Origin of the sequence: Bradyrhizobium lablabi, assembly GCF_018131005.1 — a bacterium.
Classification (GTDB): domain Bacteria; phylum Pseudomonadota; class Alphaproteobacteria; order Rhizobiales; family Xanthobacteraceae; genus Bradyrhizobium; species Bradyrhizobium lablabi_D.
The window spans coordinates 60,614-84,759 of record NZ_JAFCJK010000004.1 but is presented as its reverse complement, the minus strand read 5'-3'; the positions used below and the strand labels follow the sequence as shown (position 1 = coordinate 84,759).

Below are 24,146 nucleotides of genomic sequence, written 5' to 3'. Positions count from 1 at the left end.
CGATAGATTGGCGATTGATCAAACGCGCACCGCTTGCGCCGGGACTCTGCATGACACTGCTGCTGACGCATTCTGCCTGCCTCGACCACCTCACCCCACCTGGACACCCGGAAAGGCCCGACCGGCTGCGGGCGGTCGATCAGGTGCTGGCGGAAGAGCGTTTCAAACCGCTGGTGCGCGGCGAGGCGCCGGAGGGCAGCCTCGATTCCGTGCTGCTCTGCCACGGCGAGCATTATGTCGGCGAGCTCCGCCACATCGCGCCGGCCTCCGGCATGATTTATATCGATGGCGACACGTCGATGTCGCCGGGCACCTGGGAAGCGGTGATGCGCGGCGTTGGCGGCGCAGTCGCGGCAACCGACGCAGTCATGGCCGGCGAGCACCCGAACGCTTTCGTCGCGGTGCGCCCGCCCGGACATCATGCCGAGAAATCGACGCCGATGGGCTTCTGCTTCTTCGACAACGCCGCGATCGCCGCGCGCCATGCGCAGCGCAAATACGGCATCAAGCGCGCCGCGGTAATCGATTTCGATGTCCACCACGGCAACGGCACTCAGGACATCTTCTGGTCCGATCCGACCGTGATGTACTGCTCGACGCACCAGATGCCGCTGTTCCCCGGCACCGGCGCCAAGGGCGAACGCGGAGAGCACGACACCGTCGTCAACGCGCCGCTCGCTCCCGAAGACGGCAGCGCCAAGTTCCGCTCCGCCTTCGAGAATCTGATCCTGCCGCGGCTGCAACAATTTTCGCCCGAGCTTCTGATCATCTCGGCAGGGTTCGACGCCCACCACCGCGATCCGCTGGCATCGATCAATTTGAACGCCGAGGATTTCGGCTGGGTAACGCGCAAGCTGATGGACCTCGCCGACAAGCGCGCGGGGGGTCGCGTGGTCTCGGTGCTCGAGGGCGGCTACGACCTGGAGGGGCTGAAAGAGTCGGTGGCTTCCCACGTCACCGCATTGATGGGCGCTTGAATCGCCGCCACAATACGCCCGCAAAAATTCGTTTGATTCCGCGCTCAGGCAGCATGATCCGGAAAAGTAGAAGCCGGTTTTTCCGGATCGGATCATGCTCAAACTGACCTGCGTAACCGGGAACATGAAATGGCCGAAATCACCCAAGTCGACGTCCAGAAGCTTTCCTTCGAACGCGCCATCGAGGAACTGGAATCGATCGTGAAGCGGCTCGAGGACGGCAAGGTCCCGCTTGAGGAATCGGTCGCGATCTATGAGCGCGGCGAATCGCTGAAGCGACGCTGTGAGGAACTGCTTCGCCAGGCCGAAGCACGGGTCGACAAAATCACCACCGACGCTTCCGGCCAGGCGACCGGCACCGAGCCGCTGGACGTGCAGTAACGTTGCAAGCGGGAGCACTTCGCTTCGACCGGCCGAACCTCACGGCCGGCGATCGGCTCTCCGCGCGGCGCTTTCGGCCGATCAAATCTGCCGTCAAAACGGGCGGGGTGGAACCTCCGGCCGCTTTTCACGTTGAAAAATTTGGCGTTTTCGTGTTCCGGCGGCGGGAACCCGATTGTGCCTGCGGGTTGGCTTTGGCCACCGCTTTAGTGTAAAGGTTTCGGTTCTATGGGCATTTGAGGGCGGCGGGCGGCCAAATTCTTCCGGCGGCAAGCGCTTCGAATGGTTCGAGAAGACTGAACCGGGACGGGAATGAGGCACCGACGCGACGGACATCGCGGGGTGCAATCCGGAAGTACCACTAGGCTTTCACTCGGGCACCGGCCTGCCAGGACGGCACCCAGTGTCCGGCTTTTTCGCTGCGCGGTGAGCGCGCAACCCATCTCGCGTCGGAGCGAAGGCTCCGACCTGGAAAATTGGAATGTCGCTGTGACCACATATAGCAAAACGCCGCTTCTTGATACTATTCGCACACCGGAAGACCTGCGCAAGCTCAAGATCGAGCAAGTGCGGCAGGTTGCCGACGAGTTGCGCCAGGAAACTATCGACGCGGTCTCGGTGACCGGCGGGCATTTCGGCGCAGGCCTCGGCGTGGTCGAACTGACAACGGCGATCCACTACACCTTCGACACGCCGCGCGACCGATTGATCTGGGACGTCGGCCACCAGGCCTATCCGCACAAGATCCTGACCGGACGGCGCGACCGCATCCGCACGCTGCGCACCGGCGGTGGCCTGTCGGGCTTCACCAAGCGCGCCGAAAGCGACTACGATCCGTTCGGGGCCGCGCATTCCTCGACCTCGATCTCGGCCGGTCTCGGCATGGCGGTGGCCCGCGACCTCTCGGGCGCCAAGAACAACGTCATTGCCGTGATCGGCGACGGTGCGATGTCGGCCGGCATGGCCTATGAGGCCATGAACAACGCTGGCGCGATGAATTCGCGCCTGATCGTGATCCTCAACGACAATGACATGTCGATCGCGCCGCCGGTCGGCGCAATGAGCGCCTATCTGTCGCGCCTCTATTCCGGCAAGACCTACCGCTCGCTGCGCGAGGCCGCCAAGCAGATCAACCAGCATCTGCCGAAGGTGATCGCCAACCGCGCCAACCGCGTCGAGGAATACTCCCGCGGCTTCATGATGGACGGCGGCACGCTGTTCGAGGAACTCGGGTTCTACTATGTCGGGCCCATCGACGGGCACAATCTCGACCACCTGCTGCCGGTGCTGAAGAACGTCCGCGACATGGAGACCGGCCCGATCCTGGTCCATGTCGTGACGCAGAAGGGCAAGGGCTATCCGCCCGCCGAGGCGTCCGCCGACAAATATCACGCGGTGGTGAAGTTCGACGTCGCGACCGGCGCCCAGGCGAAGGCCAAGCCGAACGCGCCCGCCTATCAGAACGTGTTCGGCCAGAGCCTCGCCAAGGAAGCCGAGAAGGACGACAAGATTGTCGGCATCACCGCCGCGATGCCCTCCGGCACCGGCATCGACATCTTCAACAAGGCGTTCCCGGACCGCACCTTCGACGTCGGCATCGCCGAGCAGCACGCGGTGACGTTCGCGGCGGGCCTCGCCAGCGAAGGCTACAAGCCGTTCTGCGCGATCTATTCGACCTTCCTGCAGCGCGGCTATGACCAGGTGGTCCATGACGTCGCGATCCAGAGTCTGCCGGTCCGCTTCGCGATCGACCGTGCGGGCCTGGTCGGCGCCGACGGCGCCACCCATGCCGGCTCCTTCGACAACGCCTATCTCGGCTGTCTGCCTAACTTCGTGATCATGGCGGCGGCCGACGAGGCCGAACTCGTGCACATGGTGGCGACACAGGTCGCGATCAGCGACCGTCCGAGCGCGGTGCGCTATCCGCGCGGCGAAGGCCGCGGCGTCGAGATGCCGGAAGTCGGCGTTCCGCTGCCGATCGGCAAGGGCCGCATCATCCGCGAGGGCAAGAAGGTCGCCCTGCTCTCCTTCGGTACCCGTCTCGCCGAGTGCGAGAAGGCGGCGGACGAGCTTGCCGCCCACGGCCTCTCCGCCACGATCGCGGACGCGCGCTTCATGAAGCCGCTCGATGTCGACATGATCATGAAGCTTGCGCGCGAGCACGAGATCCTGATCACCATCGAGGAAGGCTCGATCGGCGGTTTCGGTTCCCATGTCATGCAGTTGCTCTCCGACAACGGCATGCTGGACGGCGGCTTGCGCATGCGCTCGATGATCCTGCCCGACGTGTTCCTCGACCACGATACGCCGGCGCAGATGTATGCCCGCGCAGGCCTCGACGCAAAGAGCATCGTTGCCAAGGTATTCGAAACCCTTGGCAAGGAGTTCAAGGCCGAGACCGTCAAGCTCGCGTAACCGCCCGGGCGGTGCGCAAGCGCCGGCAAGTTCATGCTGATCTACCTGGCCGGCCCCGACGTGTTCCTGCCGGATGCCGTCGAGATTGGCCGCCGCAAGGCCGAGATCTGCGCGCTGCACGGGCTCACGGGACTCTATCCGCTTGACAATGCCGTGAACCCGGCGGCCGCCCACGCGTCCCGCACCATCTTCAGGAGCAACGAAACGATGATGGAGTCCGCGGACGCCATCATCGCCAATTTGACGCCGTTTCGCGGCCCCAGTGCCGACGCAGGCACAGTCTACGAACTCGGCTACATGGCCGGGCGCGGCAAGCTGTGCCTCGCCTACAGCAACGATCCCGCGTCCTACGCCAATCGCGTGGCACGGCTGCACCAGGTGGCGGCGGCGCCCGACGGCCGCTTGATCGATGCGGAGGGAATGATGGTGGAAGAGTTCGGATTGCCCGACAATCTGATGATGATGCACGCGCTCGAGCTGCACGGCAGCCCGCTGGTGACGCCGCGACAAGCGCCGGAAGACATCTGGCGCGATCTCGCCTCTTTTGAAGCCTGTGTCCGGGTCGCCGCCAGGCACGCGGGCTTAATTTGATCGGCAGGCGCGACAGCGAGCCGCCCGGCAAGCGCATCGACGTGCTGCTGGTCGAGCGCGGCCTGTTCGAAAGCCGGGCGCGGGCGCGCGCGGCAATCGACGCGGGCCTCGTTATCGCCGAAGGCAGGCGGGTCTTGAAGGCGTCCGAGATCGTCGCGCCCGACGCCTCGCTCGCCGCCGAGCCCGCCCATCCCTATGTCTCGCGAGGCGGCGTCAAGCTCGCGGGCGCGCTGGAGCACTATCCGATCGAGATCGAGGATCATGTTTGCCTCGACGTCGGCGCCTCCACCGGCGGCTTCACTGAAGTGCTGCTCGCCAACGGCGCGAGCCTGGTCTTCGCCATCGACGTCGGCCATGGCCAGTTGCATCCCTCGCTGCATGGACATCCGAAAATCGTCTCGATGGAGGCGACCGACATCAGGAGTTTTGAAAGCAAGCGCCTGCCGGCGCGGCCCGACGTCGTCGTGATCGACGTCAGCTTCATCTCGCTGAAGGCGGTGCTGCCGGTGGCGCTGTCGCTCGCGGCGGCGCCGATGCATCTGCTCGCGCTGGTCAAGCCGCAATTCGAGGCGCAGCGCAAGCATTCCAAGCGCGGCATCATCCGCAACGCGATGGTGCACCAGGAAATCTGCGACGACATCGCCGCGTTCGCAGCCTCGCTCGGCTGCACTGAGATCCAGGTATTTCCGTCGCCGATCACCGGCGGCGACGGCAATATCGAATTCTTCATCGGCGCGCGACGTGGCTGAAACAGTCACCATCGATCACGTCGGCCATCGCGGTGACGGTGTTGCCATCGACGGCCCAAGGTCGATCTACGTGCCCTATGCGCTGGCCGGTGAAATCGTCGAAATCGATACCGCCGATGGCGATCCGGAGCGGGCGCGCCTCCTTCGCGTCGCGCAGCCGAGCCCCGAGCGGATCCCGCCATTCTGCGACTATTTCGGACAATGCGGCGGCTGCGCCATCCAGCACTGGCACGCCGATGCCTATCGTGCGTGGAAGCGGCGGATCGTCGTCGACACGCTGGCGCAGGCCGGCATCACCTGCAACGTCGCCGATCTCGTCGACGCTCATGGCGCGGGCCGGCGGCGCGTCACCGTCCATGCCCGCCGCGGCGCCGACGGCGAATTGCGCGTGGGCTTTGCCGCCGCCGGCAGCCACGCGATCGTCGCGATCGCCGATTGCCCGATCCTCGACCCAGCGATGTGCGGCGCGCTCGACGCCGCTCGCGCGGTCGCCGAGGCGCTGAAGCCAACCAACAAGCCGCTCGACATCCAGATCACCGCCACCGGCAACGGCCTCGATGTCGATGTCCGCGGCTCGGGATCCGTCCCGGCGGCGACCGTCGCGACGCTGTCGCGCGTCGCGGAAAAGCATCGGCTGGCGCGGCTGACCCGCCATGGCGAGCTCGTGCTGATGCGCAACGCCCCGACCGTCACGATCGGCGCCGCGCAGGTCCCGCTGCCACCGGGCTCATTCCTGCAGGCGACAGCGGCCGGCGAGGCGACACTGGCCGCGCTGGTGCAGGGGCACTGCAAGCGCGCCAAGCACATTGCCGACCTGTTCTGCGGCGTCGGGCCTTTCGCGCTGCGACTCGCCACGAGCGCGCGGGTGACCGCGTTCGACAGCGACGCCGGCGCCGTGACGTCCCTGCAGAAGGCTGCGACCGCAACCAAGGGGCTGAAGCCGATCAAGGCCGAGGCACGCGACCTGTTTCGCCGGCCGCTGGTGCCGCAGGAATTGCGTGACTATGACGCTGTCGTGTTCGATCCGCCGCGGCAGGGCGCGCAGGCGCAAGTGACGCAGCTTGCAGCGAGCAGAGTGGCGACCGTCGTCGCGGTCTCCTGCAACGCGGCGACGTTTGCGCGCGATGCGAATATCCTGATCGAGAGCGGCTATCGGATCGAGGGCGTCACGCCGGTCGATCAGTTTCGCCACACCCCGCATGTCGAGCTGGTGGCGCGGTTTTCGCGCTGAAGCCTGCCCGTATTGCAAAATCACTTGACCGCTGGCTCAAGACCCGCGCGCTTTCAAATCAGGAAAAGGGCTTCACAGCCGTCCGTCCTGGTGGCCCACGAAGCCAACCGGGTGATCGGCTACTACGGTTTCGCCCCGACAGCGATTGTCCCAACACGACTGCCGCGATCCATCCGGACCGGACAACCGCCTGATCCCGTGCCCTGTCTGCTGTTGGGGCAACTTGCGACTGACGTGAATTGGGCTGGCAAGGGAGTTGGTACGGGTCTGCTCAAGCACGCGCTGGAACGCTGTGTCACTGCGGCGAGCCTGATCGAAGGCCGCGCATTGATCGTCAACGCGGTCGACGACGGCGCTGCTGCTTTCTGGAAGCGGCGCGGGTTCATTCCTTCAAAAGATATCCGTTGGTTCTGTTCAGATCGATCGCAGATATTGCAGCATCGCTATGACGCCCCTCATCTGCCCCAGCGGTCCTGCCAGATTTTCTCGCCGATCATGCAGTTGACGCGCGGCTCTTTCTCTTTCTCGGCGACCGGCACGAAGCGCGGTTCCGGCACCCGCCCGGCAACTTCCATCAGGAGCTTCGTTCGGATCGCCTCCTTGAACTTGTCGCGGTCCTTGATCGTCACCACGAAGGAACCCGGTCCGCCGATCACGCAGTCCTCGTAGTAATAATCGAGATTGTCGATATCCATCGTCGAGTAGGACGGCTCCTTCACCATGATCGGCAGGCCGTTGATGACGATACCCTTCTCAAGCGCGGCATCGCGCGCAGCGAGGATCGGCAAGCCGTTGTTGTTGGGACCGTCGCCGGAAATGTCGATCACGCGCCGCAAGCCGCGATGCGGGTTCTCGTCGAACAGCGGCATTGCGAAATAGATCGCGCCCGAGATCGAGGTCCGCGAGGCGCGGCGGATCGGCGTCTTCATGATTTCGGCGGCGACCGCGTCGGCGGATTCCGGCCCGTCGATCACGCGCCACGGAATGATTATCTTCTGGTCGGTAGAGGCGGCCCACTCGAAATAGGTCACCGAGATCTTGCCGTTAGGGCCGGCCTTCAGGGCCTGCAGAAACTCCTTGGAGACGATCGCCTGAGCGTAGCCCTCGCGCTGGATCGCGAGTTCGTCCAGGTCCATCGAATAGGATACATCGACCGCGAGGATCAGTTCGACATCGACGCTTGCTGCGGATTCCTTCTCTGCCAATTGACGGCTGGCTTTGTTCCCCGGACCTGGTCCGGTCACGCCCGGCGCGGCAAAACCAGCCACATCGCCGCCGGCGAGCACGCCCGCGACAAGTACAGCTCCGATCGAGACATACCAACGCATCGTGGCCCTCCCGTCGAGTGAGCATTATCGTGACATGCAAATCGGCCTTCGCAAAGAGCCAACATCATGCATCCTTCACATTCAGGTTAGGTGACGCGCGCCGCGTTGCTGCCGCAATGAGCCCGTGCAAATCGGCCAGTTCCAACGATGGCTGGAAGGCAGTATCTTTACGGAGGTCAAATGTGAGAGAGGTGGCGGGCGATGCCCGATACCGTCGTCAAGCCGAAAACCAGGGTGAAGACCAAGGTCGAGCGGCCGCGCCTGCACAAGGTGATCCTCGTCAACGACGACTATACACCGCGCGAATTCGTCGTGACCGTACTCAAGGCCGAATTCCGCATGACCGACGACCAGGCCTACAAGGTCATGCTGACTGCGCATCAGCGCGGCGTCTGCGTCGTTGCGGTCTTCACCAAGGACGTTGCCGAGACCAAGGCAACGCGCGCCACCGACGCCGGTCGCGCCAAGGGCTATCCGCTCCTGTTCACCACCGAACCGGAAGAGTAAGGCGTCGACGGCGGTTTGCGACGTGACGACGACAGACAAGCTGAGCCCCTCGCCGACCCGGCTCCCGAGGACCGTCTGGGTGCTCGGCTTCGTCTCCCTGCTCATGGACATCTCATCCGAGATGATCCATGCCCTGCTTCCGATCTATCTCGTCACCGTTCTGGGTAGTTCGGCGGTAGCGGTGGGCTTTATCGAGGGCGTTGCAGAAGCGACGGCCTCCATCACCAAGATCTTCTCGGGCGCGCTGTCTGATTGGCTCGGCCGGCGGAAGCTGCTGGCGGCGATCGGATACGGCCTGGCCGCTGCCACCAAGCCTATGTTTCCGCTGGCGCCGAGCGTGGAATGGCTGGTCGCGGCCCGCTTCATCGATCGCATCGGCAAGGGAATTCGCGGCGCGCCACGCGATGCGCTGATTGCCGACGTCGCCCCGCCGGAGCTGCGCGGGGCAAGTTTCGGGCTTCGCCAATCGCTCGACACCGTCGGCGCTTTCCTCGGTCCCCTGCTCGCGATTGGCCTGATGTGGTGGACGTTGGACAACTTCAGGATGGTATTCTGGGCTGCGGTGCTGCCGGCGTTCCTGTCGCTGGCACTCATCGTCCTTGCGGTCCACGAACCCGCGACGCAGACGGAGCGGCGCATAGCGCAGAATCCGTTGAATATGGCCGCGCTTCGACGGCTTGGGCCGGCATACTGGCGCGTCGTCGGCGTCGGCGTCGTGTTCACGCTGGCGCGCTTCAGCGAAGCATTCCTGATTCTGCGGGCGCAGAATGTCGGTCTCAATGCGATGTGGGTCCCCGCGGTGCTGGTGCTGATGAACGTCGTCTACGCGTTGTCGGCCTACCCCGCCGGAGCCCTGTCCGACCGCATCAACCGAACCGGACTGCTGGCGTTCGGCCTGTTGTTCCTCGCAGGTGCCGACCTCGCGCTCGCGCTGTTGCCGAGCCTCGGAGGCTTGGTGCTCGGCGTCTCGCTGTGGGGGCTGCATATGGGATTCACCCAGGGCCTGTTCGCCGCGCTCGTAGCCGACACGTCACCGCCGGCGCTACGCGGCACCGCGTACGGGTATTTCAACCTGTTGACGGGGATCGCCATGCTTGGCGCGAGCATCATCGCCGGCGCGCTTTGGGACGCCTACGGGCCGGCTGGCACCTTTCTCGCGGGCTTTGCCTTCACGCTGGTGTCGTTCGCAGGGCTGCTTGCGATCAGCGGTCGACGCATCAAGCCGGAAGGCTTGTGATCTCTTCTAGAGCCTTATCGGTTCTGATCGAATCAGAACGGACGCTCTAGATTCTTGTTTTGACGCGTTTTCTTCACGCGAACCGGCATCCACTTCGCTTGAAAGCGCTATAGTTTGAGCATGATTTCCGCGCAAACGCTTCGCGTTAGTCGCGAGGGAAAACCGTGACACACTTCTCTCTTCCGGATCATGCTCTAAGCATCCCGCTGCTGCTCACACCTCGACCGGCGTCTCATCGAACAGGCCGTAGACACGTGCGGCCTTCGAGAAGCCCGCGACCGGAAACTCGCCGAGATCGCTCCAGCTGCCGCGGCAGATGCCGGCGAAGCCCTCGGACGCCACCACCGTGCGGCCGAGACGGCTCGCGATCTTTTCCAGCCGCGCGGCGAGATTGACGGCGGGGCCGATACAGGTGAAGTCGAGCCGGTTGCCGCCGCCGATATTGCCGTAGAGGATGCGTCCGACATGCAGCGCGACCCCGAAGCGAAAGCGCTCGGTGCTCTCGCCGACCGGCACTTGCAGCGCCGTGACCGCCTCGCGGGATTCGCGCGCGGCCTCCAGCACATTCGAGCAGACGTTGGGCGCGTCATCGACATATTCGTCGATCGGAAACACTGCGAGCAGTCCGTCACCCATGTATTTCAACACTTCGCCGCCATGCGCGAGGATCGAGGCGACCTGACAATCGAAATACTGGTTGAGGATATCAACCACGGTCTCGGGCGGCAGCCGGTCTGACAGGGCGGTGAAGCCGCGCAGATCCGACAACCAGATCGCGGCGTTCATCGTATCGGTGTGACCACGCCTGATCTGGCCGCCTAGAATGCGCTCGCCGGCGCGGTTGCCGACATAGGTGTCCAGCAGAAGCGAGGCGGTGCGGCGCAGGGTGACGATTTCGATATAGCGCGCCAGCGGAACCGCGATCGACCGGAGCGCGCTCAATTGCTGGTCGGTAAAGCCGCCCGGTTGCTTGGTGGTCCAGCTCGACGCATTGATGAAGCCGTCGGTGTAGACAAGCGGCAGGGCGACATAGTCTGTAATGCCTTCCGCGCGCAGGTCCTCAACGATCGGAAAACGTGTGCTTGCCGGGTCATCGATCCGCGCCCTCACTTCAAGTCCCTGCCTGAAGACGATCGCGAGCGGGCTGGCCGAAAATTCGGGGGAGTTCTGGATGTCGAAATCGACGGTGCCCAGTTCTACCTCGGCTCCGGGCTTCCAGATGAAGTTGCGGCCGAAAATCTCGGGATGCAGCGTACGCACGAAGACTCCGACGCGCCACAGCGGCAGACCAGCCCGCACCAGGCGTTCGCAGCATTCCGACATCATCTGCGAGGGCGTGGGAGCCGACCGAGCGCCGCCGATCAGCCACTCGTTGATCTCCTGAAAATCCGCCGCGTTCATGGCCGCACCCCAGGCGAAGGACCCGATCTGGCAACCACCACTATATAGGGGTCAGCGCCCGATCTGCCCGCGATCGCGCAGAAAATGATCCGCCAGCACGCAGGCCATCATCGCCTCCCCGACCGGGACCGCGCGGATGCCGACGCAGGGGTCGTGCCGCCCCTTGGTCAGGATGTCGGTGTCGGTGCCCGCGCGGTCAACGGTGCGGCGCGGCGTCAGAATTGACGAGGTCGGCTTGACCGCGAAGCGCACCACAACCGGCTGCCCGGTCGAGATGCCGCCCAGAACGCCGCCCGCATTGTTGGAGAGGAAGCGAGTGCCGTTGTTGCCGGCGCGCATCTCGTCCGCGTTCTGTTCGCCGGAAAGTTCGGCCGCGGCGAAGCCCGCGCCGATCTCGACGCCCTTCACCGCGTTTATGCTCATCATCGCGGCCGCGAGGTCACTGTCGAGCTTGCCATAGATAGGCGCACCGAGCCCGGCAGGCACGCCCTCGGCGACAACCTCGATCACCGCGCCGATCGAGGAGCCGCTCTTTCTGATACCGTCGAGGTAGCTCTCGAAGACGGCGGCCTTGTCCTTGTCCGGGCAGAAGAACGGGTTGTTCGCGACCTCGTCCCAATCCCATTTGTCGCGGTCGATCTTGTGTGGGCCGATCTGCACCAACGCCCCGCGCACCTTCACCTCGGGCAAGACCTTGCGGGCGATCGCGCCGGCCGCGACGCGGGTCGCCGTCTCGCGCGCCGACGAGCGGCCGCCGCCGCGATAGTCGCGTAGGCCGTACTTGGCCTCATAGGTGAAGTCGGCGTGACCCGGGCGAAACTTGTCCTTGATCTCGGAATAGTCTTTCGAGCGCTGGTCAGTGTTCTCGATCAGAAGCGCAATCGGTGTGCCCGTGGTCACCTGCGCGCCGGTCTCCGGATGCGCCATCACGCCCGACAGGATTTTCACCACGTCCGGCTCCTGACGCTGGGTGGTGAAGCGCGACTGCCCCGGCCGTCGGCGATCGAGGTCCCGCTGGATCTCCTCTGCCGTAAGCGGGATCAGGGGCGGACAACCATCGACTACGCAGCCGATCGCAACCCCATGGCTCTCGCCAAAGGTCGTGACGCGGAACATATGGCCGAAGGTGTTGAACGACATGTTCCTGCCGGGCGTAAGTCAATTCTGACTTGTCGTAACGCGCGGGGGCATCGCGGTCAAACGGCTTGCGGCGTCACTACGGGATGGTCCGGGGCACCAGACCCGGAATCGTGTGGGACCGACGCCCTTAACTATATTTTGTCAGCCCGCCGGCGCGGAATACGTAGACTGCGCCCTGCTCGATGAAGAGGTCTGCGGCTGAGGCCGGCGTCTCGAAACCGAGCGCCACCATCAGCGCCCGCGCCGTGCCGCCATGGGCGACGGCGACGGTGTCCGCGGTCACCGAGCGGTACCAGCCGGTCATTCGGACCTGCACGTCGACATAGCTTTCACCACCGGGCACCGACACCGTCCATTTCTCAGTCTGGCGCCGTGCGTAGAGCGCGGGATCGGCTGCTTGCGCTTCCGCCAGCGTCGAGCCTTCCCACGCGCCGTAGCCGATTTCGCGCAGGCGGCTGTCGAGCGCATAGTCGCCCTGCGGCAGGCCGAGTTCGGCGCGAACCAGCTCCATGGTCGCGCGCGCCCGGATCAGTGGGCTTGCGACGAACGACAGCGCCGCCATGTCGCAGCCGTCGCGCGCGAGCAGGTCGGCGAGGACGCGGCCTGCATGAGCCGCCTGGCGGCGGCCCAGCTCGTTCAGGCCGATGTCCTGCACGCCCTGTAGCCTGCCTTCCGCATTCCACGAGGTCTCGCCGTGGCGGATGTAGTAGATGGTGGGAAGGGGCATCGAACTAATCGAGGAGGTCCCTTATAGAGAGCACGCCCTTCACTCCAAAAAAGTTTTGTCGAAAGGAAGCATTTCAGTCGCCTCGAGCATTTCGCGTCGTTGACGTCTGCGACATGAGGTTTTTGGTCACGCTTCCAATTTTTCGATCTGGAGGTACACCAGCACTCCGGCCGGGTACAGCCCAAATCACTGCTGGTCAACGCTGTCCGGCAAATCCGCGCGACCGGAATAGTCGCGCAATCCGGGTGTTATGTTTGGCAAGGCGCTTGCGCCAAGCCTGTTGGTGATGATCAAGAGACCGTGTGCATGAGCGCGTTCCGTCAAAGTGTCGAGGCCATGATTCCGGCGCTCCGCCGCTACGCGCGCGCGCTCGCGCGTGACGCCGACATCGCCGACGATCTGGTGCAGGACACGCTGGTGCGCGCATTGCGCTCGGAGCGGCTGTTCCTGGGCGGTGATGTCAGGAGCTGGCTCTACACGATCCTGACCAATCTGAACAAGAACCGCCGCCGCTCGCTGGCGCGGCGGCCGCAATTCATGCCGCTGCTCGACAACAATGCCGATGCCAGCGGCACCGAGGCGGAAGGACGCGACATCGAGCGCGCGCTGTCGACGCTGGTGGAGGAGCAGCGCTCGGTGCTGCTTTTGGTGATGCTGGAGGGGATGAGCTACCGCGAGGTCGCCGACATCCAGGGCGTGCCGATCGGCACCGTGATGTCCCGGCTTGCCCGCGCACGCGCGCACGTGAAAGCATCGTTGGACGGAGAGCGTCCGCCGCTCAGGCGGGTAAAGTGACGAGGCGCGTAGCGGCTCGCGTTGTGCACAAGCGATACCAAAACGAGATTTGACAGAGACAAGCGATATGACCGATCCCAAGATTCCCGTCACCGAAGACGAGCTTCATGCCTACATCGACAACGAGCTGCCGCCTGAGCGCCGCGGCGATGTCGAAGCGTGGCTCGCGGCGCATCCCGACGAAGCGGCTCGCGTGCGGTCGTGGCGGGCAATGGCGGATGTACTGCATGCGCGTTATGATTCCGTGCTTGACGAGGCGGTGCCGAGGCGGCTTGAGATCGAGCGGCTGGTGCGCCAGCCGCGCCGCTGGCTTTATGGCGCGGTGGCCGCGACGCTCGCCGCGTTCGTCGCCGGCGGCGGCATCGGCTGGATCGCGCGTGGCGCCGCGGCGGCGCCCTCGGTCTCCCAAAGCTTCACGCTCGATGCGCTCGATGCACACCGCCTCTACGTCGTCGAAGTCCGCCATCCCGTCGAAGTGCCCGGCAGCGAGCGCGCGCATCTGCAACAATGGCTGACCAAGCGCTGCGGCTGGGATGTCCGCGCGCCGGAGCTCGCCGGGCTGAAACTGGTCGGCGGCCGGCTGCTGCCAGGGCCGAGCGGGCCGGCGTCGTTTCTGATGTATGAAAGCGCATCCGGCGAGCGCTTCACGGTCTACACCGCGAAGGCGGCAACCCAGGCAACCCAGATGCGATACTCGAGCCGCGGCGACGATGGCGCGCTGTTCTGGGCCGATCGCGGCGTGGCTTATGTCGTCAGCGGCGCGAGCGACCGTGCGCGGCTCACCCAGATCGCACAGGCGGTCTACGACCAGATGGAGAAGAGCAGCGGTTGAGCTGCCGGGATGGCTCACGCCTGCGCCACCACGTCACGGAGCGCACCTCTCCTGCAACAAGTTCCACTCGCGGAACCGGGCTCCTGCTGGCTTCCTCGCTGAGCGGGACTGGTGATTCACTCAAGGCCGAGTTTGCGTGCTCTCGCTTGCGCTTGCGATGAGCCGGCCGAGGCGAAGCAAAGAGTGAATCATACCTCACTCAAGGTCCCAATTCCGACATTGAAAATCTGGAATCGCGTCACGACCGCGTCTCAATATCGCACCGTATGTTCACGCGAAAATGAGACTGCGCTCGATCCGCCGATCGGCGCACGCGGCCTCGATTGGGGTTTGGTACCGCGCTGGTCCCCCTCTCGAGGCCGCACTCCTTTATCCGCCGCCCGGCTGGTCTGCTCGCCGCAGAATCGGACGGTGGTTCCTTGTTCTAGCGCGTTCCCGACGCCCGCTGTCTACCCCGAAAGACTCCGGGGTAGGACAGTTTCGCGTCTGGTGCGCGTTATCGGCGATCAGCCGATATCATTGCGCGGATTATAGGGGTGTCCGTCGCGCCACTTCTGCATCAATGCCTCAAGCTCGGCATCGTTCCCGTCGGGAAGCATAATGCGGGTCGTGACGTAGAGATCGCCTGTGGCGCCGGCCTTCGGCAATCCCTTGCCCTTGAGGCGGAAGGTGCGGCCGCTCGACGTGTTCTTCGGGATGGACAGTTCGACCGCGCTGCCGAGGGTCGGCACGCGGACCTTGCCCCCAAGAACCGCCTCATACAGCGTGATCGGCAAATCGATCCGGAGATCGTTGCCGTCCACCTTGAAGTACGGATGCGGCGTTATGCTCACCGTGATCAGGAGGTCGCCGGGCGGATGACCGGCCGCAGTCTCACCTTGCCCCTTCAGCCGGATCTGCTGGCCGGCGGTCACGCCGGCGGGAATCTTGACGTTGAGCTCGCGGCCCGTCGGCAGGCGAACGCGTTTCTCGCCACCATTCACCGATTCTTCCAGCGTCACCGTCATGGCGACGCTGAGATCGAGGTCGAGCCCGACACCGCCGGTATCGAATTCGAACTGGCCGGACCGTGCACCGCGCGCGCCGGCACGGCTGGCGTTGCCGAACATGCTGTTGAGGATGTCCTCGAAGCTTCCGCCGGCCGCGCCGCCGCCGGGGCCGGTGCGGAAGCTGTACTCAAAGCCGCCCGGACCGCTTCGCGCGCCCGCCCCGCCGCCACCAGGGAAGCCCTGGAAGCGAGGCTTGCCCTCGGCATCGATTTCGCCCCGGTCGAACTGGCGGCGCTTGTCCTCGTCGCCGACGATCTCGTTGGCCGAATTAATTTCGGCGAAGCGCGCCGCGGCCTTCGGATCGTTCTTGTTGTTGTCGGGGTGATGCTTCTTGGCGAGCTTGCGATAGGCGCTCTTGATCGCCGCGGCGCTGGCGCTCCGCTGCACCCCCAAGACCTCATAGGGGTCGCGCATCCGTCACGTCTCCTTCACGGAAAAACTGTCCTGGAATCGGAACCGGCTGGCCCCATCTACCAACCATTTGGGGGCTCAGTGGCATTTTTGCAACGAGCTCGGCGTCCCATGAGACGCCTGCTTTTCGCTCGAAAACGCCATGTCATTCAGGACCGTCTCCAAGGCTTCAGAGTATGGATTTCCCACCGTCCCTGTCCAGCCTTGCACGCGGCGCCCTGCAGCCAGCTCTCCGTGGTCCCATTGACGTAGCTTGCCAGGAAATCCCGGCAGGTCCGACCGTCCTCGCCCGCATAGGCGTTGGCCAGCGGCGTCACCGAGCCACGCGCACCGGTCTCGGGGTTTTCCCAGGGCTGGCTGTAATCCTTGCCGCCCTTGGTCAGCACGTCGGAGGCGGCGTTGCGGGCATAGGCGAGATCGCTCTCGGTTGGCGCCGGCGCGCTTGCCCGCGTCGGCCTGATCGAGCCGGTCACGCCATCGTCCATCCCGGCGATGGCATCGGTGCGCAACAGGCTGCAGCCGCCCGCGCCGATGCCGATCAGAATAAGTGTCGCGACCGTGCCGGCCGGCCGGATCGGCGATAGGCCAACGCGTCCCCATATTCTATATAGGGCAAGCAACGCGTTCTCGGACACGAACGCCCGCAAATCGGGACTCCGGAAATGACCGACACCACCTCCATCAAACACCCGACACCGTTAACATCGGGTGATTTCACCACGGCGGAGGACCCGTTCGCCCTGTTTGGCGAATGGTTCGCGGAGGCAGCCAAGTCCGAGCCGAACGATCCGAATGCGATGGCGCTCGCAACCGTCGATGCCGACGGGTTACCCGACGTGCGGATGGTGCTGATGAAGGGCTTTGATGCCGACGGCTTCGTGTTCTACAGCCACATTGCGAGCGCCAAGGGCCGCGAACTTGCCGCAAATCCTAAAGCCGCGTTGCTGTTTCACTGGAAATCGCTGCGCCGGCAGGTGCGCATTCGCGGCAACGTTTCGCCGGTGACCGATGTCGAGGCGGACGCCTATTTTGCCACGCGGCCGAAGCAGGCGCAGATCGGCGCCTGGGCGAGCAAGCAGTCGCAGCCGCTGGAAAGCCGGTTCGCCTTCGAGCAGGCGATTGCGAAGGTTGCCGCCAGGCACATGATCGGCGCGGTTCCGCGCCCGCCGGGCTGGAGCGGCTGGCGGATCACACCACTGCGCATCGAATTCTGGCACGACCGTCCCTATCGCCTGCACGACCGCATCGAATTCCGCCGCGAGGGCGCCGCCGGCGCGTGGGCGAAGGTGCGGCTCTATCCGTGATGACGACAGCCTGAAAGACTGCCATGTCCCCTCCTTCCAACGCGCCGCGGCGCACGCTGCTTCTCACCGGCGCCAGCCGCGGCATCGGCCACGCCACCGCGATCCGATTTTCTTCCGCCGGCTGGCGCGTCATCACCTGCTCACGGCACGCGTTTCCGGAAGTATGCCCCTGGGGCGCGGGACCGGAAGATCACATCGAGGTCGACTTCGGCGACTATGACGACACGGTTCGTGCGATCGCGGAAATCCGCAAACGGCTGGTGAACGACGAACTGCACGCGCTGGTCAACAATGCGGCGATCTCGCCGAAGGGTGGTGGTGGTGCGCGGCTTGGCACCCTGGACACGGACGTTGAGATGTGGCTGCACGTGTTCCGCGTCAATTTCTTCGCACCGATCATGTTGGCCCGCGGCCTGATCGAGGAGTTGAAGCACGCCAAGGGCGCGGTGGTAAACGTCACCTCGATCGCCGGCTCACGCGTGCACCCGTTCGCGGGCGCTGCCTACGCGACATCGAAGGCGGCGCTCGCTTCGCTGACACGCGAGATGGCCTCGGATTTCGGCCGTGTCGGCGTTCGGGTCAACGCGATCGCGCCTGGCGAGATCGACACCTCGATCCTGTCGCCCGGCACCGAGAAGATCGTCGACCAGCAGATTCCGATGCATCGCCTGGGCACACCCGACGAAGTCGCCAAAATCATCTACGTGCTCTGTACGGAAACGAGCTCTTACGTGAACGGTGCGGAAATCCACATCAACGGCGGCCAGCACGTCTAGGAGCGAATGAGGCCATTACTGCCGGAGGGAGAAAGCGATCCCGGCCGCCGCCGCGGCCTCTTCTCGGGATTGCTTCAATTGCACATGCAATGATGCAAGGAGGCTCCTGCCTCTAGTCCGCGTAAAACCTGCGCGGCTTCGTCTCAATCGGCTGCAGCGCGATGTCGTTCAGCGCGCTGGAGCATTCGTCTTCGTTCTCACCATCGAGCAGCGCAGCGCCACAAAAACGGCAGAGCCTGGGCGAGATCGCCCGTACCCTGCCGAGTGCGCGGTCCTGTTGATAGCGCGCAAAGTCGATGACGTTACGCCGTGGCGTTATGATCTTCTCAACCATTGCGATCCTCCGGCTTCGAGGCGGGCGTTATCGCAGACAAATTTCGCCCAAACGTTCAGCGCAACGCTCAAATTTTATGAGAGGAAATAAGGCACGCCGCCGCAATCCCAAAACGCGACGTTTGCGCTGGCACAAGCTTCATAGCCACTTCTTCCATCTGAAGAGCCAGTACGGCACGATCGCCGCGAAGAGCATCATGACCAGCGCCATCGGATAGCCGTGCACCCATTCGAGTTCCGGCATCACCTTGAAATTCATGCCGTAGATCGAGGCGATCAGCGTCGGCGGCATCAGGACGACGGCCATCACCGAGAATAGCTTGATGATGTTGTTTTGCTCGAGATTGACGACACCGAGCATGGCGTCGAGCACGAAGGTGATCTTGTTGGACAGATAGGAAGCGTGGTCGGTCAGGGACGTCACGTCGCGCTGCATGGTTTTGAGCTGCTCGCGCATGTCCTTCGACCATTTAATGCCTTCTATCACCGCCGACATGAAAGTGACCAGGCGGCCGATCGAGACCAGGCTTTCGCGAACCTTGGAGGTCAGGTCGCCCTTGCGGCCGATCGCGATCAGGATCTGCGAATATTGCTTGGCGTGGCCGTGGCGCTCGCTTTCGGGTTCGAAGATGTCATGCGAGACCTGGTCGATGTCGAGCCCGCAACGCTCCAGAATGTCGGCGCAGCGGTCGATCACCGCGTCGAGGAGTTCCATCAGCACCATCTCGCCGGTGATGCCGGGCGAGCACGTGCGGGCCAGCTTGGCCTCCACCAAAGCGAACGGTCTCGGCAGTTCATAGCGCACAGTCACGAGGCGATGACCGACCAGGATGAAGGTGACGGCCGTGGTGCGTGGCATGTCCGAGTCAGAATTGCACATCAGCGTCGCGGTCATGTAGCGCGCGCTGTTTTCAATGTAGAGGCGGCTGGAAATCTCGATCTCCTGCATGTCCTCGCGGGTCGGAACCGCGATGCCAGCCAACCGCTCCACCGCGCGATCCTCCTCCGTCGTCGGGTTCACGAGGTCGACCCAGACGGCGTTTTCCGGCAGCGACGTCAGATCGGACGGCGTGCTCTTCTTGAGCGAAAAATCGGAGGCAACGAACACCGACAGCATAGGGAACTCCACGAGGCGGGCAGATGGAAGTCCGCGGATTTAGCGCGATTCTCGCAAGTGCTTCATGACCGGCTCATTAACGGCCATCCACAGGTGCGGCGGCTGGACGGCGGTGGCATGGCGCTAAACGGGCAATTGTTGCCCTTTTGCACAAAAAGCAGCCACCTCATCAGCAGACTTGAGGCAAAAAAGCAACAGAAGGCATCCCGCAGCGCGGCACTGGCATCTAAATGGTGGGAATAATGGCAGGTTTCGGCAATAATGCCATTAGTGGAATCGTGGCGTTTGGGGCGCAATCTGGGCACCTTTGAGCGCGGATCAATTGGAATGAACTCATGTCGCTCAAAGTTACCTTGGCAATCCTGGCCGCCGGCCTGACGCTGTCGGGCTGCATGCAGGCCACGACTTACGAGGCCACCAACACCGCCAATTTCAAGCCGCGCGACAAGGAACTGCTCGCGAAAACCACCTATGTGAAGACGCCGATCGCTGAACCGTTCCGCCGCGCCATCGTCGAGTATCACCGCAAGGAAGCCCCTGGTTCCATCGTGGTCGATACCGACAACCACTACCTGTACCTGGTCCAGAGGGACGGCAAGGCCATCCGCTACGGCATCACTGTCGGCGAGGAAGCGATGGCGTGGTCCGGCATCGCCAAGATCGGCAGCAAGACGGAGTGGCCGGCGTGGCACCCGACTCCGGGCGAAATATCGCGCCTCGGCGTTCCCACCTATGTCGCGCCGGGACCGGACAACCCGATGGGTTCGCGCGCTCTCTACCTCTACTCGGGCGGCAAGGATACGCTGTTCCGCATTCACGGCACCAACCAGCCGGAATACATCGGTTCCTCGATTTCGTCGGGCTGCATCCGCATGACCAACGAGGATGTCATCGATCTCTATGACCGGGTCGGCCTTGGCACGGTCGTCGTGGTTTTGGAACCGAAGCATGGGGATTCGCCCTTCAAGCCGCAGATGGCCTTGCAGGGCGGCAACAGCGGCTACGCCTACTGAGTTCTCGCGACACGCCCCGAACGAATCAAAGGCGCCGGCTATGCCGGCGCTTTTTTGTTGGTTGCGGCCCGGTCCCGGCGGCGCCGCGCGGTGCCGCCCCTTCGTCGGACTTCACCGTCTCGGCTTTGCCGTTGCCGGATTTGGCGGAGTCGGATTTGGCCGCGACCTCGCGCGGCGGTGCCTCCTCCGGCCGCTCGGCCGGCAACAGCGGCGCGACATGCGGCAGCGCGTCGTACACGTTCCACTGGCAGATCCGGTAATCGTTGCGCCGTTCCATGAGGTCGAGATGGATGTGGTCCTCGTGGTACGCGTCCGAGCCCGGGCCGAGCACGGTGGTAAACCGCGCGCACACCGATTGCAGCACGGTTTCGCGAAGCTCGCGCGGCACCGCGCGGTCGGTCAGCGAGATCGATTTGCCGTTGGCGAGCGTAAAGGCTCGCACGTCGAGCGCGTTGGCGCGACCGTGCTCGGAAAGCAGGGCACCGGCGACACGGTTGCGGCCACGGCATTCGAACGAGTCGAAATTGTCGAGGTCGCTGATGGCACTCCCGAACTGCTGTGAAAGCGGCGCAATGTCTGATCGGATCCAGTTGGAGATGGCGGCCGCCATCTTGCAGCGGAGGATCGCTGCGGGTTTCACCGCGACCTTGCGCTTGTCCGGCAGCACGATCGCCTCAAGCCGCACCAGGTCCTCTCCGCCGCAGCCGCCGGCGCCATAGATGTCGGGGATGCTGGGCGCGATTGCGATGGCCTCCGTCAGTGCCTGCCGACAGGCCGAAGGCGCGGGCGGCGCCTCCGGCTCGGCCGGTTTGGCTGCCTCCGCCGGCGCCTGCTCTCGCGCCGCTGGCTGCTCGGGTTCGGCCACCGGCGCCTCGGCCGGGCGCGGGCGCGGCAAGGGCACGGCGTGACGATGCGGGCTTGCCCGCGGACGCGACGGAGCCGGAGCAAACAGGTCATCCCACGGGAAGCGCACCGGCCGGCGTGCCGCCTCCGCCGGTTCGGCTTGCATGCCAAGCCAAAGCAGCGCCGCCGTGACGGTAACCATTGCCGCCCCCCCGCGACCAAACGCGCCGGTGGCCCATTTTCGGCTTGCTTTCTCCGCGCTACAGTTCATGTCAATTCCATTACTTCGCTGCCGGCCGCTCAAGGCGCCGGCAGGTCTTGCGTAAGAAACGAGGAGGGACGCGCGTATGCTTGGCTTGATGCAAGATTGGCCCTTGCTGTGTCACCGGATCATCGAACACGCCGCGAAATACCACGGCACGCGCGAAGTGATTACGCGGTCCGTCGAAGGCCCGATTCATCGGACCAACTACGCCGAAATTCATGCTCGCGCACTGAAAGTCTCGCAAAGCCTCGAGCGCGACGGCATCAAGCTCGGTGACCGCGTCGCCACCATCGCCTGGAATACCTGGCGTCATCTCGAAGTCTGGTATGGCGTCATGGGGATCGGCGCGATCTGCCATACGGTCAATCCGCGCCTGTTTCCGGAGCAGATCGCCTGGATCATCAACCACGCCCAGGACCGCACGGTGATCACCGACCTCACCTTCGTTCCGGTTTTGGAGAAGATCGCCGGCAGCCTGCCGAGCGTGGAGCGCTACATCGTGCTGACCGACAAGGCGCACATGCCGAACACCACGCTTAAGAATGCGGTGGCTTATGAGGACTGGATCGCGGCGTCCGACGGCAAGTTCCAGTGGAAGACCTTCGACGAGAACACCGCGGCGGCGATGTGCTACACGTCCGGCACGACGGGCGATCCCAAGGGTGTGCTCTACTCGCACCGTTCCAACGTGTTGCATGCGCTGATGGCCAACTCGAAGGACGCGCTCGGCACCTCCGCCTCAGACACAATGCTCCCGGTTGTCCCGTTGTTCCATGCCAACAGTTGGGGCATCGCCTTCTCGGCACCCTCGATGGGCACCAAGCTCGTGATGCCCGGCCCGAAGCTCGACGGCGCGTCGGTCTATGAATTGCTCGAGACCGAGAAGGTGACCCATACCGCCGGCGTTCCGACGGTGTGGCTGATGCTGCTCAATCACATGGCCTCAAACAAACTGACGCTGCCACATCTGAGGATGGTGGTGTGCGGCGGCTCGGCGATGCCGCGCTCGATGATCAAGTCGTTCCTCGACATGGGCACCGAGGTGCGCCACGCCTGGGGCATGACCGAGATGAGCCCGCTCGGCACGCTCGCCACGCTCAAGCCGCCGTTTGCCGAACGCTCCGGCGAGGAGCGGCTCGACGTCCTGCAAACCCAGGGCTACCCGCCTTTCGGGGTCCAGATGAAGATCACCGACGACGCCGGCAAGGAGCTACCGTGGGACGGCAAGACGTTCGGCCGGCTCAAGGTCTCGGGTCCTGCGATCGCAAAGGCCTACTTCCGGGTCGACGCCAATATCCTCGACGAGGACGGCTATTTCGACACCGGCGACGTCTCGACCATCGACGGACACGGCTATATGCGCATCACCGACCGTTCCAAGGACGTGATCAAATCCGGCGGCGAGTGGATCTCATCGATTGACCTGGAAAACCTCGCAGTCGCTCATCCCGCGGTCGCTGAGGCGGCGGTGATCGGCGTCCATCATCCGAAATGGGACGAGCGGCCGCTCTTGATCGTGCAACTCAAGGAGGGCCAGAAGGCCTCGCGCGAGGACATCCTGAGCTTCATGGAAGGCAAGATCGCCAAATGGTGGATGCCCGACGACGTCGCCTTCGTCGAAGGCATTCCGCACACTGCGACTGGAAAGATCCTGAAGACGGCGCTGCGCGACCAGTTCAAGAGCTACAGTTTTCCGAACGCGGCTGCGTAAGGAGCCTTGTCCTCCCCCTCGAGGACCCCTGAGGGGGAGGACGATTCGGCCAAATTCCCTTGAATTTGCCGCAGGGCCATGGTCTCACACGGCCGATGACGGCGGCCTTGGGTCGTCGCACATTTCAACCGGCAGATTTCTCGACGATGGCCCGCAGGTTTTCCGCTCCCTATCAACAGGAGCCCGTATCCGGTCTCGCCACCTGGTCACGCAATCTCGCCATCTTTTCCGTCATTGCGGTGCTGGTCTCGATCATCATCGTGCGCTTCGGTTTCCTCGAGGTGAAGCCCGCGCTGGCGACGTTCTTCGGCGCGCTGGGATTAGCCGTCCTGTCGATCCTGGTCGGCCTCGCCGCCTTTGCCGCGATCTGGCAGAACGGCAGTCGCGGCATGGGGCGGATTTCGCTCGCGCTGCTGATCAACTGCGCCGTGCTCGCCTACCCCGCCTATCTTGCCTACCAGTTCCGCAAGCTGCCGCCGATCTACGACATCACCACCGATCCGATCGATCCGCCGAAATTCGAAGCGCTGGCCCGGCTGCGTACCGGCGAGGGCACAAACCCCGCCGTGTATGCCGGGCTTTACTCGGCCGAGCAGCAACGCCGCGCCTACCCAGGCATCGAGACCGTCGAACTCGAACTGCCAGTCGACCGCGCCTACGATGTGACGCTGCGCCTGGTGAACCGGCGCAAATGGCTCGTCATCGACGAGCGGGCGCCGCAGCCGCCGCGCCGAATTGGCCGGATCGAGGCGGTGGCGCGCACGCCGATCATGGGCTTCCGCGAGGACGTCTCGATCCGTGTCACGCCTGACGGCGAGGACTCTCGGGTCGATATCCGCTCGGCCTCCCGCTACTTCGACGCGGACCTCGGCAGTAACGCCACGCGGGTGGCGAAACTGATCGAGGACATCAACACCGCCGCCGAGGCGGCTGCCAAAAAGCCGGTGAAGGCAGCCCCGCCACCGCCGAAGGCACCGGCCGCCAAAACGGTGAAAAAGTAGAAGCAGCAAATG

Annotated in this window: 24 protein-coding genes and 1 pseudogene; 16 read left to right on the top strand and 9 right to left on the bottom strand. The window is 64.2% G+C overall.

Annotated elements, in window-relative coordinates; genetic code table 11:
- Window positions 1-50 precede the first annotated feature (50 nt).
- From JQ553_RS13525 to JQ553_RS13495, 7 genes and pseudogenes are all read left to right on the top strand, one after another.
- Entirely contained in the window at window positions 51-977 is a 927-nt protein-coding gene (locus tag JQ553_RS13525) for a histone deacetylase family protein (RefSeq protein WP_212500469.1), read from the top strand.
- 129 nt (window positions 978-1,106) lie between these two features.
- Window positions 1,107-1,358 (top strand): exodeoxyribonuclease VII small subunit, encoded by a 252-nt coding sequence (locus tag JQ553_RS13520; RefSeq protein WP_212500468.1) that lies wholly within the window; start codon window positions 1,107-1,109, stop codon window positions 1,356-1,358.
- 489 nt (window positions 1,359-1,847) lie between these two features.
- Complete coding sequence (dxs, locus tag JQ553_RS13515; RefSeq protein WP_212500467.1) at window positions 1,848-3,773, top strand: 1-deoxy-D-xylulose-5-phosphate synthase; 1,926 nt, start codon at window positions 1,848-1,850, stop codon at window positions 3,771-3,773.
- A gap of 33 nt (window positions 3,774-3,806) precedes the next feature.
- Window positions 3,807-4,364, top strand: coding sequence for a nucleoside 2-deoxyribosyltransferase (locus JQ553_RS13510; protein WP_212500466.1), 558 nt, complete (start codon window positions 3,807-3,809; stop codon window positions 4,362-4,364).
- Window positions 4,361-5,113 (top strand): TlyA family RNA methyltransferase, encoded by a 753-nt coding sequence (locus JQ553_RS13505; protein WP_249144268.1) that lies wholly within the window; start codon window positions 4,361-4,363, stop codon window positions 5,111-5,113. The genes JQ553_RS13510 and JQ553_RS13505 overlap by 4 nt, the downstream gene beginning before the upstream one ends.
- On the top strand, window positions 5,106-6,344 hold the full coding sequence (locus tag JQ553_RS13500; protein ID WP_212500465.1) for a methyltransferase: 1,239 nt from the start codon (window positions 5,106-5,108) through the stop codon (window positions 6,342-6,344). The genes JQ553_RS13505 and JQ553_RS13500 overlap by 8 nt, the downstream gene beginning before the upstream one ends.
- Before the next feature lie 90 nt (window positions 6,345-6,434).
- Window positions 6,435-6,671, top strand: a pseudogene (locus JQ553_RS13495) (N-acetyltransferase); the annotation flags it as partial.
- A gap of 128 nt (window positions 6,672-6,799) precedes the next feature.
- Here the strand turns inward: JQ553_RS13495 and JQ553_RS13490 are convergent.
- A complete protein-coding gene (locus tag JQ553_RS13490) occupies window positions 6,800-7,672 on the bottom strand; it encodes a DUF1194 domain-containing protein (protein ID WP_212500464.1) in 873 nt (290 codons plus the stop codon).
- 201 nt (window positions 7,673-7,873) lie between these two features.
- Here JQ553_RS13490 and clpS point away from each other — a divergent pair, with 201 nt between their 5' ends.
- On the top strand, window positions 7,874-8,179 hold the full coding sequence (gene clpS / locus JQ553_RS13485; RefSeq protein WP_212500463.1) for an ATP-dependent Clp protease adapter ClpS: 306 nt from the start codon (window positions 7,874-7,876) through the stop codon (window positions 8,177-8,179).
- A gap of 22 nt (window positions 8,180-8,201) precedes the next feature.
- The gene (locus JQ553_RS13480; RefSeq protein WP_312015139.1) at window positions 8,202-9,416 is read left to right on the top strand and encodes an MFS transporter; all 1,215 of its coding nucleotides are present in this window, start codon (window positions 8,202-8,204) and stop codon (window positions 9,414-9,416) included.
- A gap of 213 nt (window positions 9,417-9,629) precedes the next feature.
- On the opposite strand, the gene JQ553_RS13475 is transcribed toward JQ553_RS13480, so the two are convergent.
- The 3 genes from JQ553_RS13475 to JQ553_RS13465 form a co-directional block, all read right to left on the bottom strand.
- Window positions 9,630-10,817, bottom strand: a complete 1,188-nt coding sequence (locus JQ553_RS13475) for an adenylate/guanylate cyclase domain-containing protein (RefSeq protein ID WP_212500462.1) — start codon at window positions 10,815-10,817, stop codon at window positions 9,630-9,632.
- Window positions 10,818-10,868: 51 nt separating this feature from the next.
- Window positions 10,869-11,957 carry a chorismate synthase gene (aroC, locus tag JQ553_RS13470; protein WP_212500461.1) on the bottom strand — a complete coding sequence of 363 codons (1,089 nt, stop codon included), beginning with the start codon at window positions 11,955-11,957 and terminating at the stop codon, window positions 10,869-10,871.
- A gap of 127 nt (window positions 11,958-12,084) precedes the next feature.
- Window positions 12,085-12,684 carry a histidine phosphatase family protein gene (locus tag JQ553_RS13465; RefSeq protein WP_212500460.1) on the bottom strand — a complete coding sequence of 200 codons (600 nt, stop codon included), beginning with the start codon at window positions 12,682-12,684 and terminating at the stop codon, window positions 12,085-12,087.
- 306 nt (window positions 12,685-12,990) lie between these two features.
- On the opposite strand from JQ553_RS13465, the gene JQ553_RS13460 reads away from it, so the two are divergent.
- The gene (locus tag JQ553_RS13460) at window positions 12,991-13,479 is read left to right on the top strand and encodes a sigma-70 family RNA polymerase sigma factor (protein WP_212500459.1); all 489 of its coding nucleotides are present in this window, start codon (window positions 12,991-12,993) and stop codon (window positions 13,477-13,479) included.
- A gap of 67 nt (window positions 13,480-13,546) precedes the next feature.
- Window positions 13,547-14,311 (top strand): anti-sigma factor, encoded by a 765-nt coding sequence (locus tag JQ553_RS13455; protein ID WP_212500458.1) that lies wholly within the window; start codon window positions 13,547-13,549, stop codon window positions 14,309-14,311.
- 506 nt (window positions 14,312-14,817) lie between these two features.
- Here the strand turns inward: JQ553_RS13455 and JQ553_RS13450 are convergent.
- Together JQ553_RS13450 and JQ553_RS13445 are read right to left on the bottom strand one after the other, a co-directional pair.
- A complete protein-coding gene (locus tag JQ553_RS13450) occupies window positions 14,818-15,774 on the bottom strand; it encodes a DnaJ C-terminal domain-containing protein (protein ID WP_212500457.1) in 957 nt (318 codons plus the stop codon).
- A gap of 146 nt (window positions 15,775-15,920) precedes the next feature.
- On the bottom strand, window positions 15,921-16,418 hold the full coding sequence (locus tag JQ553_RS13445) for an RT0821/Lpp0805 family surface protein (RefSeq protein WP_249144266.1): 498 nt from the start codon (window positions 16,416-16,418) through the stop codon (window positions 15,921-15,923).
- Between the two features lie 15 nt (window positions 16,419-16,433).
- On the opposite strand from JQ553_RS13445, the gene pdxH reads away from it, so the two are divergent.
- Both pdxH and JQ553_RS13435 read left to right on the top strand, forming a co-directional pair.
- Window positions 16,434-17,075 carry a pyridoxamine 5'-phosphate oxidase gene (gene pdxH / locus JQ553_RS13440; RefSeq protein ID WP_212500456.1) on the top strand — a complete coding sequence of 214 codons (642 nt, stop codon included), beginning with the start codon at window positions 16,434-16,436 and terminating at the stop codon, window positions 17,073-17,075.
- 23 nt (window positions 17,076-17,098) lie between these two features.
- A complete protein-coding gene (locus tag JQ553_RS13435) occupies window positions 17,099-17,851 on the top strand; it encodes an SDR family NAD(P)-dependent oxidoreductase (RefSeq protein ID WP_212500455.1) in 753 nt (250 codons plus the stop codon).
- Window positions 17,852-17,963: 112 nt separating this feature from the next.
- Here JQ553_RS13435 and JQ553_RS13430 read toward each other — a convergent pair whose 3' ends face one another.
- On the bottom strand, window positions 17,964-18,185 hold the full coding sequence (locus tag JQ553_RS13430; protein WP_249144265.1) for a hypothetical protein: 222 nt from the start codon (window positions 18,183-18,185) through the stop codon (window positions 17,964-17,966).
- 138 nt (window positions 18,186-18,323) lie between these two features.
- Window positions 18,324-19,301 (bottom strand): magnesium transporter CorA family protein, encoded by a 978-nt coding sequence (locus JQ553_RS13425; protein ID WP_212500454.1) that lies wholly within the window; start codon window positions 19,299-19,301, stop codon window positions 18,324-18,326.
- Between the two features lie 335 nt (window positions 19,302-19,636).
- Between JQ553_RS13425 and JQ553_RS13420 the strand changes: the two genes are divergently transcribed.
- Window positions 19,637-20,314 (top strand): L,D-transpeptidase, encoded by a 678-nt coding sequence (locus JQ553_RS13420; protein ID WP_212500453.1) that lies wholly within the window; start codon window positions 19,637-19,639, stop codon window positions 20,312-20,314.
- 25 nt (window positions 20,315-20,339) lie between these two features.
- Here the strand turns inward: JQ553_RS13420 and JQ553_RS13415 are convergent, their stop codons facing one another.
- The gene (locus JQ553_RS13415) at window positions 20,340-21,428 is read right to left on the bottom strand and encodes an extensin family protein (RefSeq protein WP_409363059.1); all 1,089 of its coding nucleotides are present in this window, start codon (window positions 21,426-21,428) and stop codon (window positions 20,340-20,342) included.
- Between the two features lie 76 nt (window positions 21,429-21,504).
- Between JQ553_RS13415 and JQ553_RS13410 the strand changes: the two genes are divergently transcribed.
- Together JQ553_RS13410 and JQ553_RS13405 are read left to right on the top strand one after the other, a co-directional pair.
- The gene (locus tag JQ553_RS13410; RefSeq protein ID WP_212500452.1) at window positions 21,505-23,133 is read left to right on the top strand and encodes a fatty-acid--CoA ligase; all 1,629 of its coding nucleotides are present in this window, start codon (window positions 21,505-21,507) and stop codon (window positions 23,131-23,133) included.
- 146 nt (window positions 23,134-23,279) lie between these two features.
- The gene (locus JQ553_RS13405; RefSeq protein WP_212500451.1) at window positions 23,280-24,134 is read left to right on the top strand and encodes a DUF1499 domain-containing protein; all 855 of its coding nucleotides are present in this window, start codon (window positions 23,280-23,282) and stop codon (window positions 24,132-24,134) included.
- Window positions 24,135-24,146: the final 12 nt, after the last annotated feature.

Excerpts from the sequence above, each read along its gene's own strand:
- clpS (WP_212500463.1), top strand. The coding sequence starts at position 7,874 with ATGCCCGATACCGTCGTCAAGCCGAAAACCAGGGTGAAGACCAAGGTC.
- JQ553_RS13410 (WP_212500452.1), top strand. The coding sequence starts at position 21,505 with ATGCTTGGCTTGATGCAAGATTGGCCCTTGCTGTGTCACCGGATCATC.
- JQ553_RS13415 (WP_409363059.1), bottom strand. The coding sequence starts at position 21,428 with ATGAACTGTAGCGCGGAGAAAGCAAGCCGAAAATGGGCCACCGGCGCG.
- JQ553_RS13475 (WP_212500462.1), bottom strand. The coding sequence starts at position 10,817 with ATGAACGCGGCGGATTTTCAGGAGATCAACGAGTGGCTGATCGGCGGC.
- JQ553_RS13520 (WP_212500468.1), top strand. The coding sequence starts at position 1,107 with ATGGCCGAAATCACCCAAGTCGACGTCCAGAAGCTTTCCTTCGAACGC.
- JQ553_RS13425 (WP_212500454.1), bottom strand. The coding sequence starts at position 19,301 with ATGCTGTCGGTGTTCGTTGCCTCCGATTTTTCGCTCAAGAAGAGCACG.
- JQ553_RS13465 (WP_212500460.1), bottom strand. The coding sequence starts at position 12,684 with ATGCCCCTTCCCACCATCTACTACATCCGCCACGGCGAGACCTCGTGG.
- JQ553_RS13490 (WP_212500464.1), bottom strand. The coding sequence starts at position 7,672 with ATGCGTTGGTATGTCTCGATCGGAGCTGTACTTGTCGCGGGCGTGCTC.
- pdxH (WP_212500456.1), top strand. The coding sequence starts at position 16,434 with ATGACCGACACCACCTCCATCAAACACCCGACACCGTTAACATCGGGT.
- JQ553_RS13525 (WP_212500469.1), top strand. The coding sequence starts at position 51 with ATGACACTGCTGCTGACGCATTCTGCCTGCCTCGACCACCTCACCCCA.
- JQ553_RS13455 (WP_212500458.1), top strand. The coding sequence starts at position 13,547 with ATGACCGATCCCAAGATTCCCGTCACCGAAGACGAGCTTCATGCCTAC.
- aroC (WP_212500461.1), bottom strand. The coding sequence starts at position 11,957 with ATGTCGTTCAACACCTTCGGCCATATGTTCCGCGTCACGACCTTTGGC.
- JQ553_RS13405 (WP_212500451.1), top strand. The coding sequence starts at position 23,280 with ATGGCCCGCAGGTTTTCCGCTCCCTATCAACAGGAGCCCGTATCCGGT.
- JQ553_RS13510 (WP_212500466.1), top strand. The coding sequence starts at position 3,807 with ATGCTGATCTACCTGGCCGGCCCCGACGTGTTCCTGCCGGATGCCGTC.
- JQ553_RS13420 (WP_212500453.1), top strand. The coding sequence starts at position 19,637 with ATGTCGCTCAAAGTTACCTTGGCAATCCTGGCCGCCGGCCTGACGCTG.
- JQ553_RS13430 (WP_249144265.1), bottom strand. The coding sequence starts at position 18,185 with ATGGTTGAGAAGATCATAACGCCACGGCGTAACGTCATCGACTTTGCG.
- JQ553_RS13435 (WP_212500455.1), top strand. The coding sequence starts at position 17,099 with ATGTCCCCTCCTTCCAACGCGCCGCGGCGCACGCTGCTTCTCACCGGC.
- JQ553_RS13460 (WP_212500459.1), top strand. The coding sequence starts at position 12,991 with ATGAGCGCGTTCCGTCAAAGTGTCGAGGCCATGATTCCGGCGCTCCGC.
- JQ553_RS13450 (WP_212500457.1), bottom strand. The coding sequence starts at position 15,774 with ATGCGCGACCCCTATGAGGTCTTGGGGGTGCAGCGGAGCGCCAGCGCC.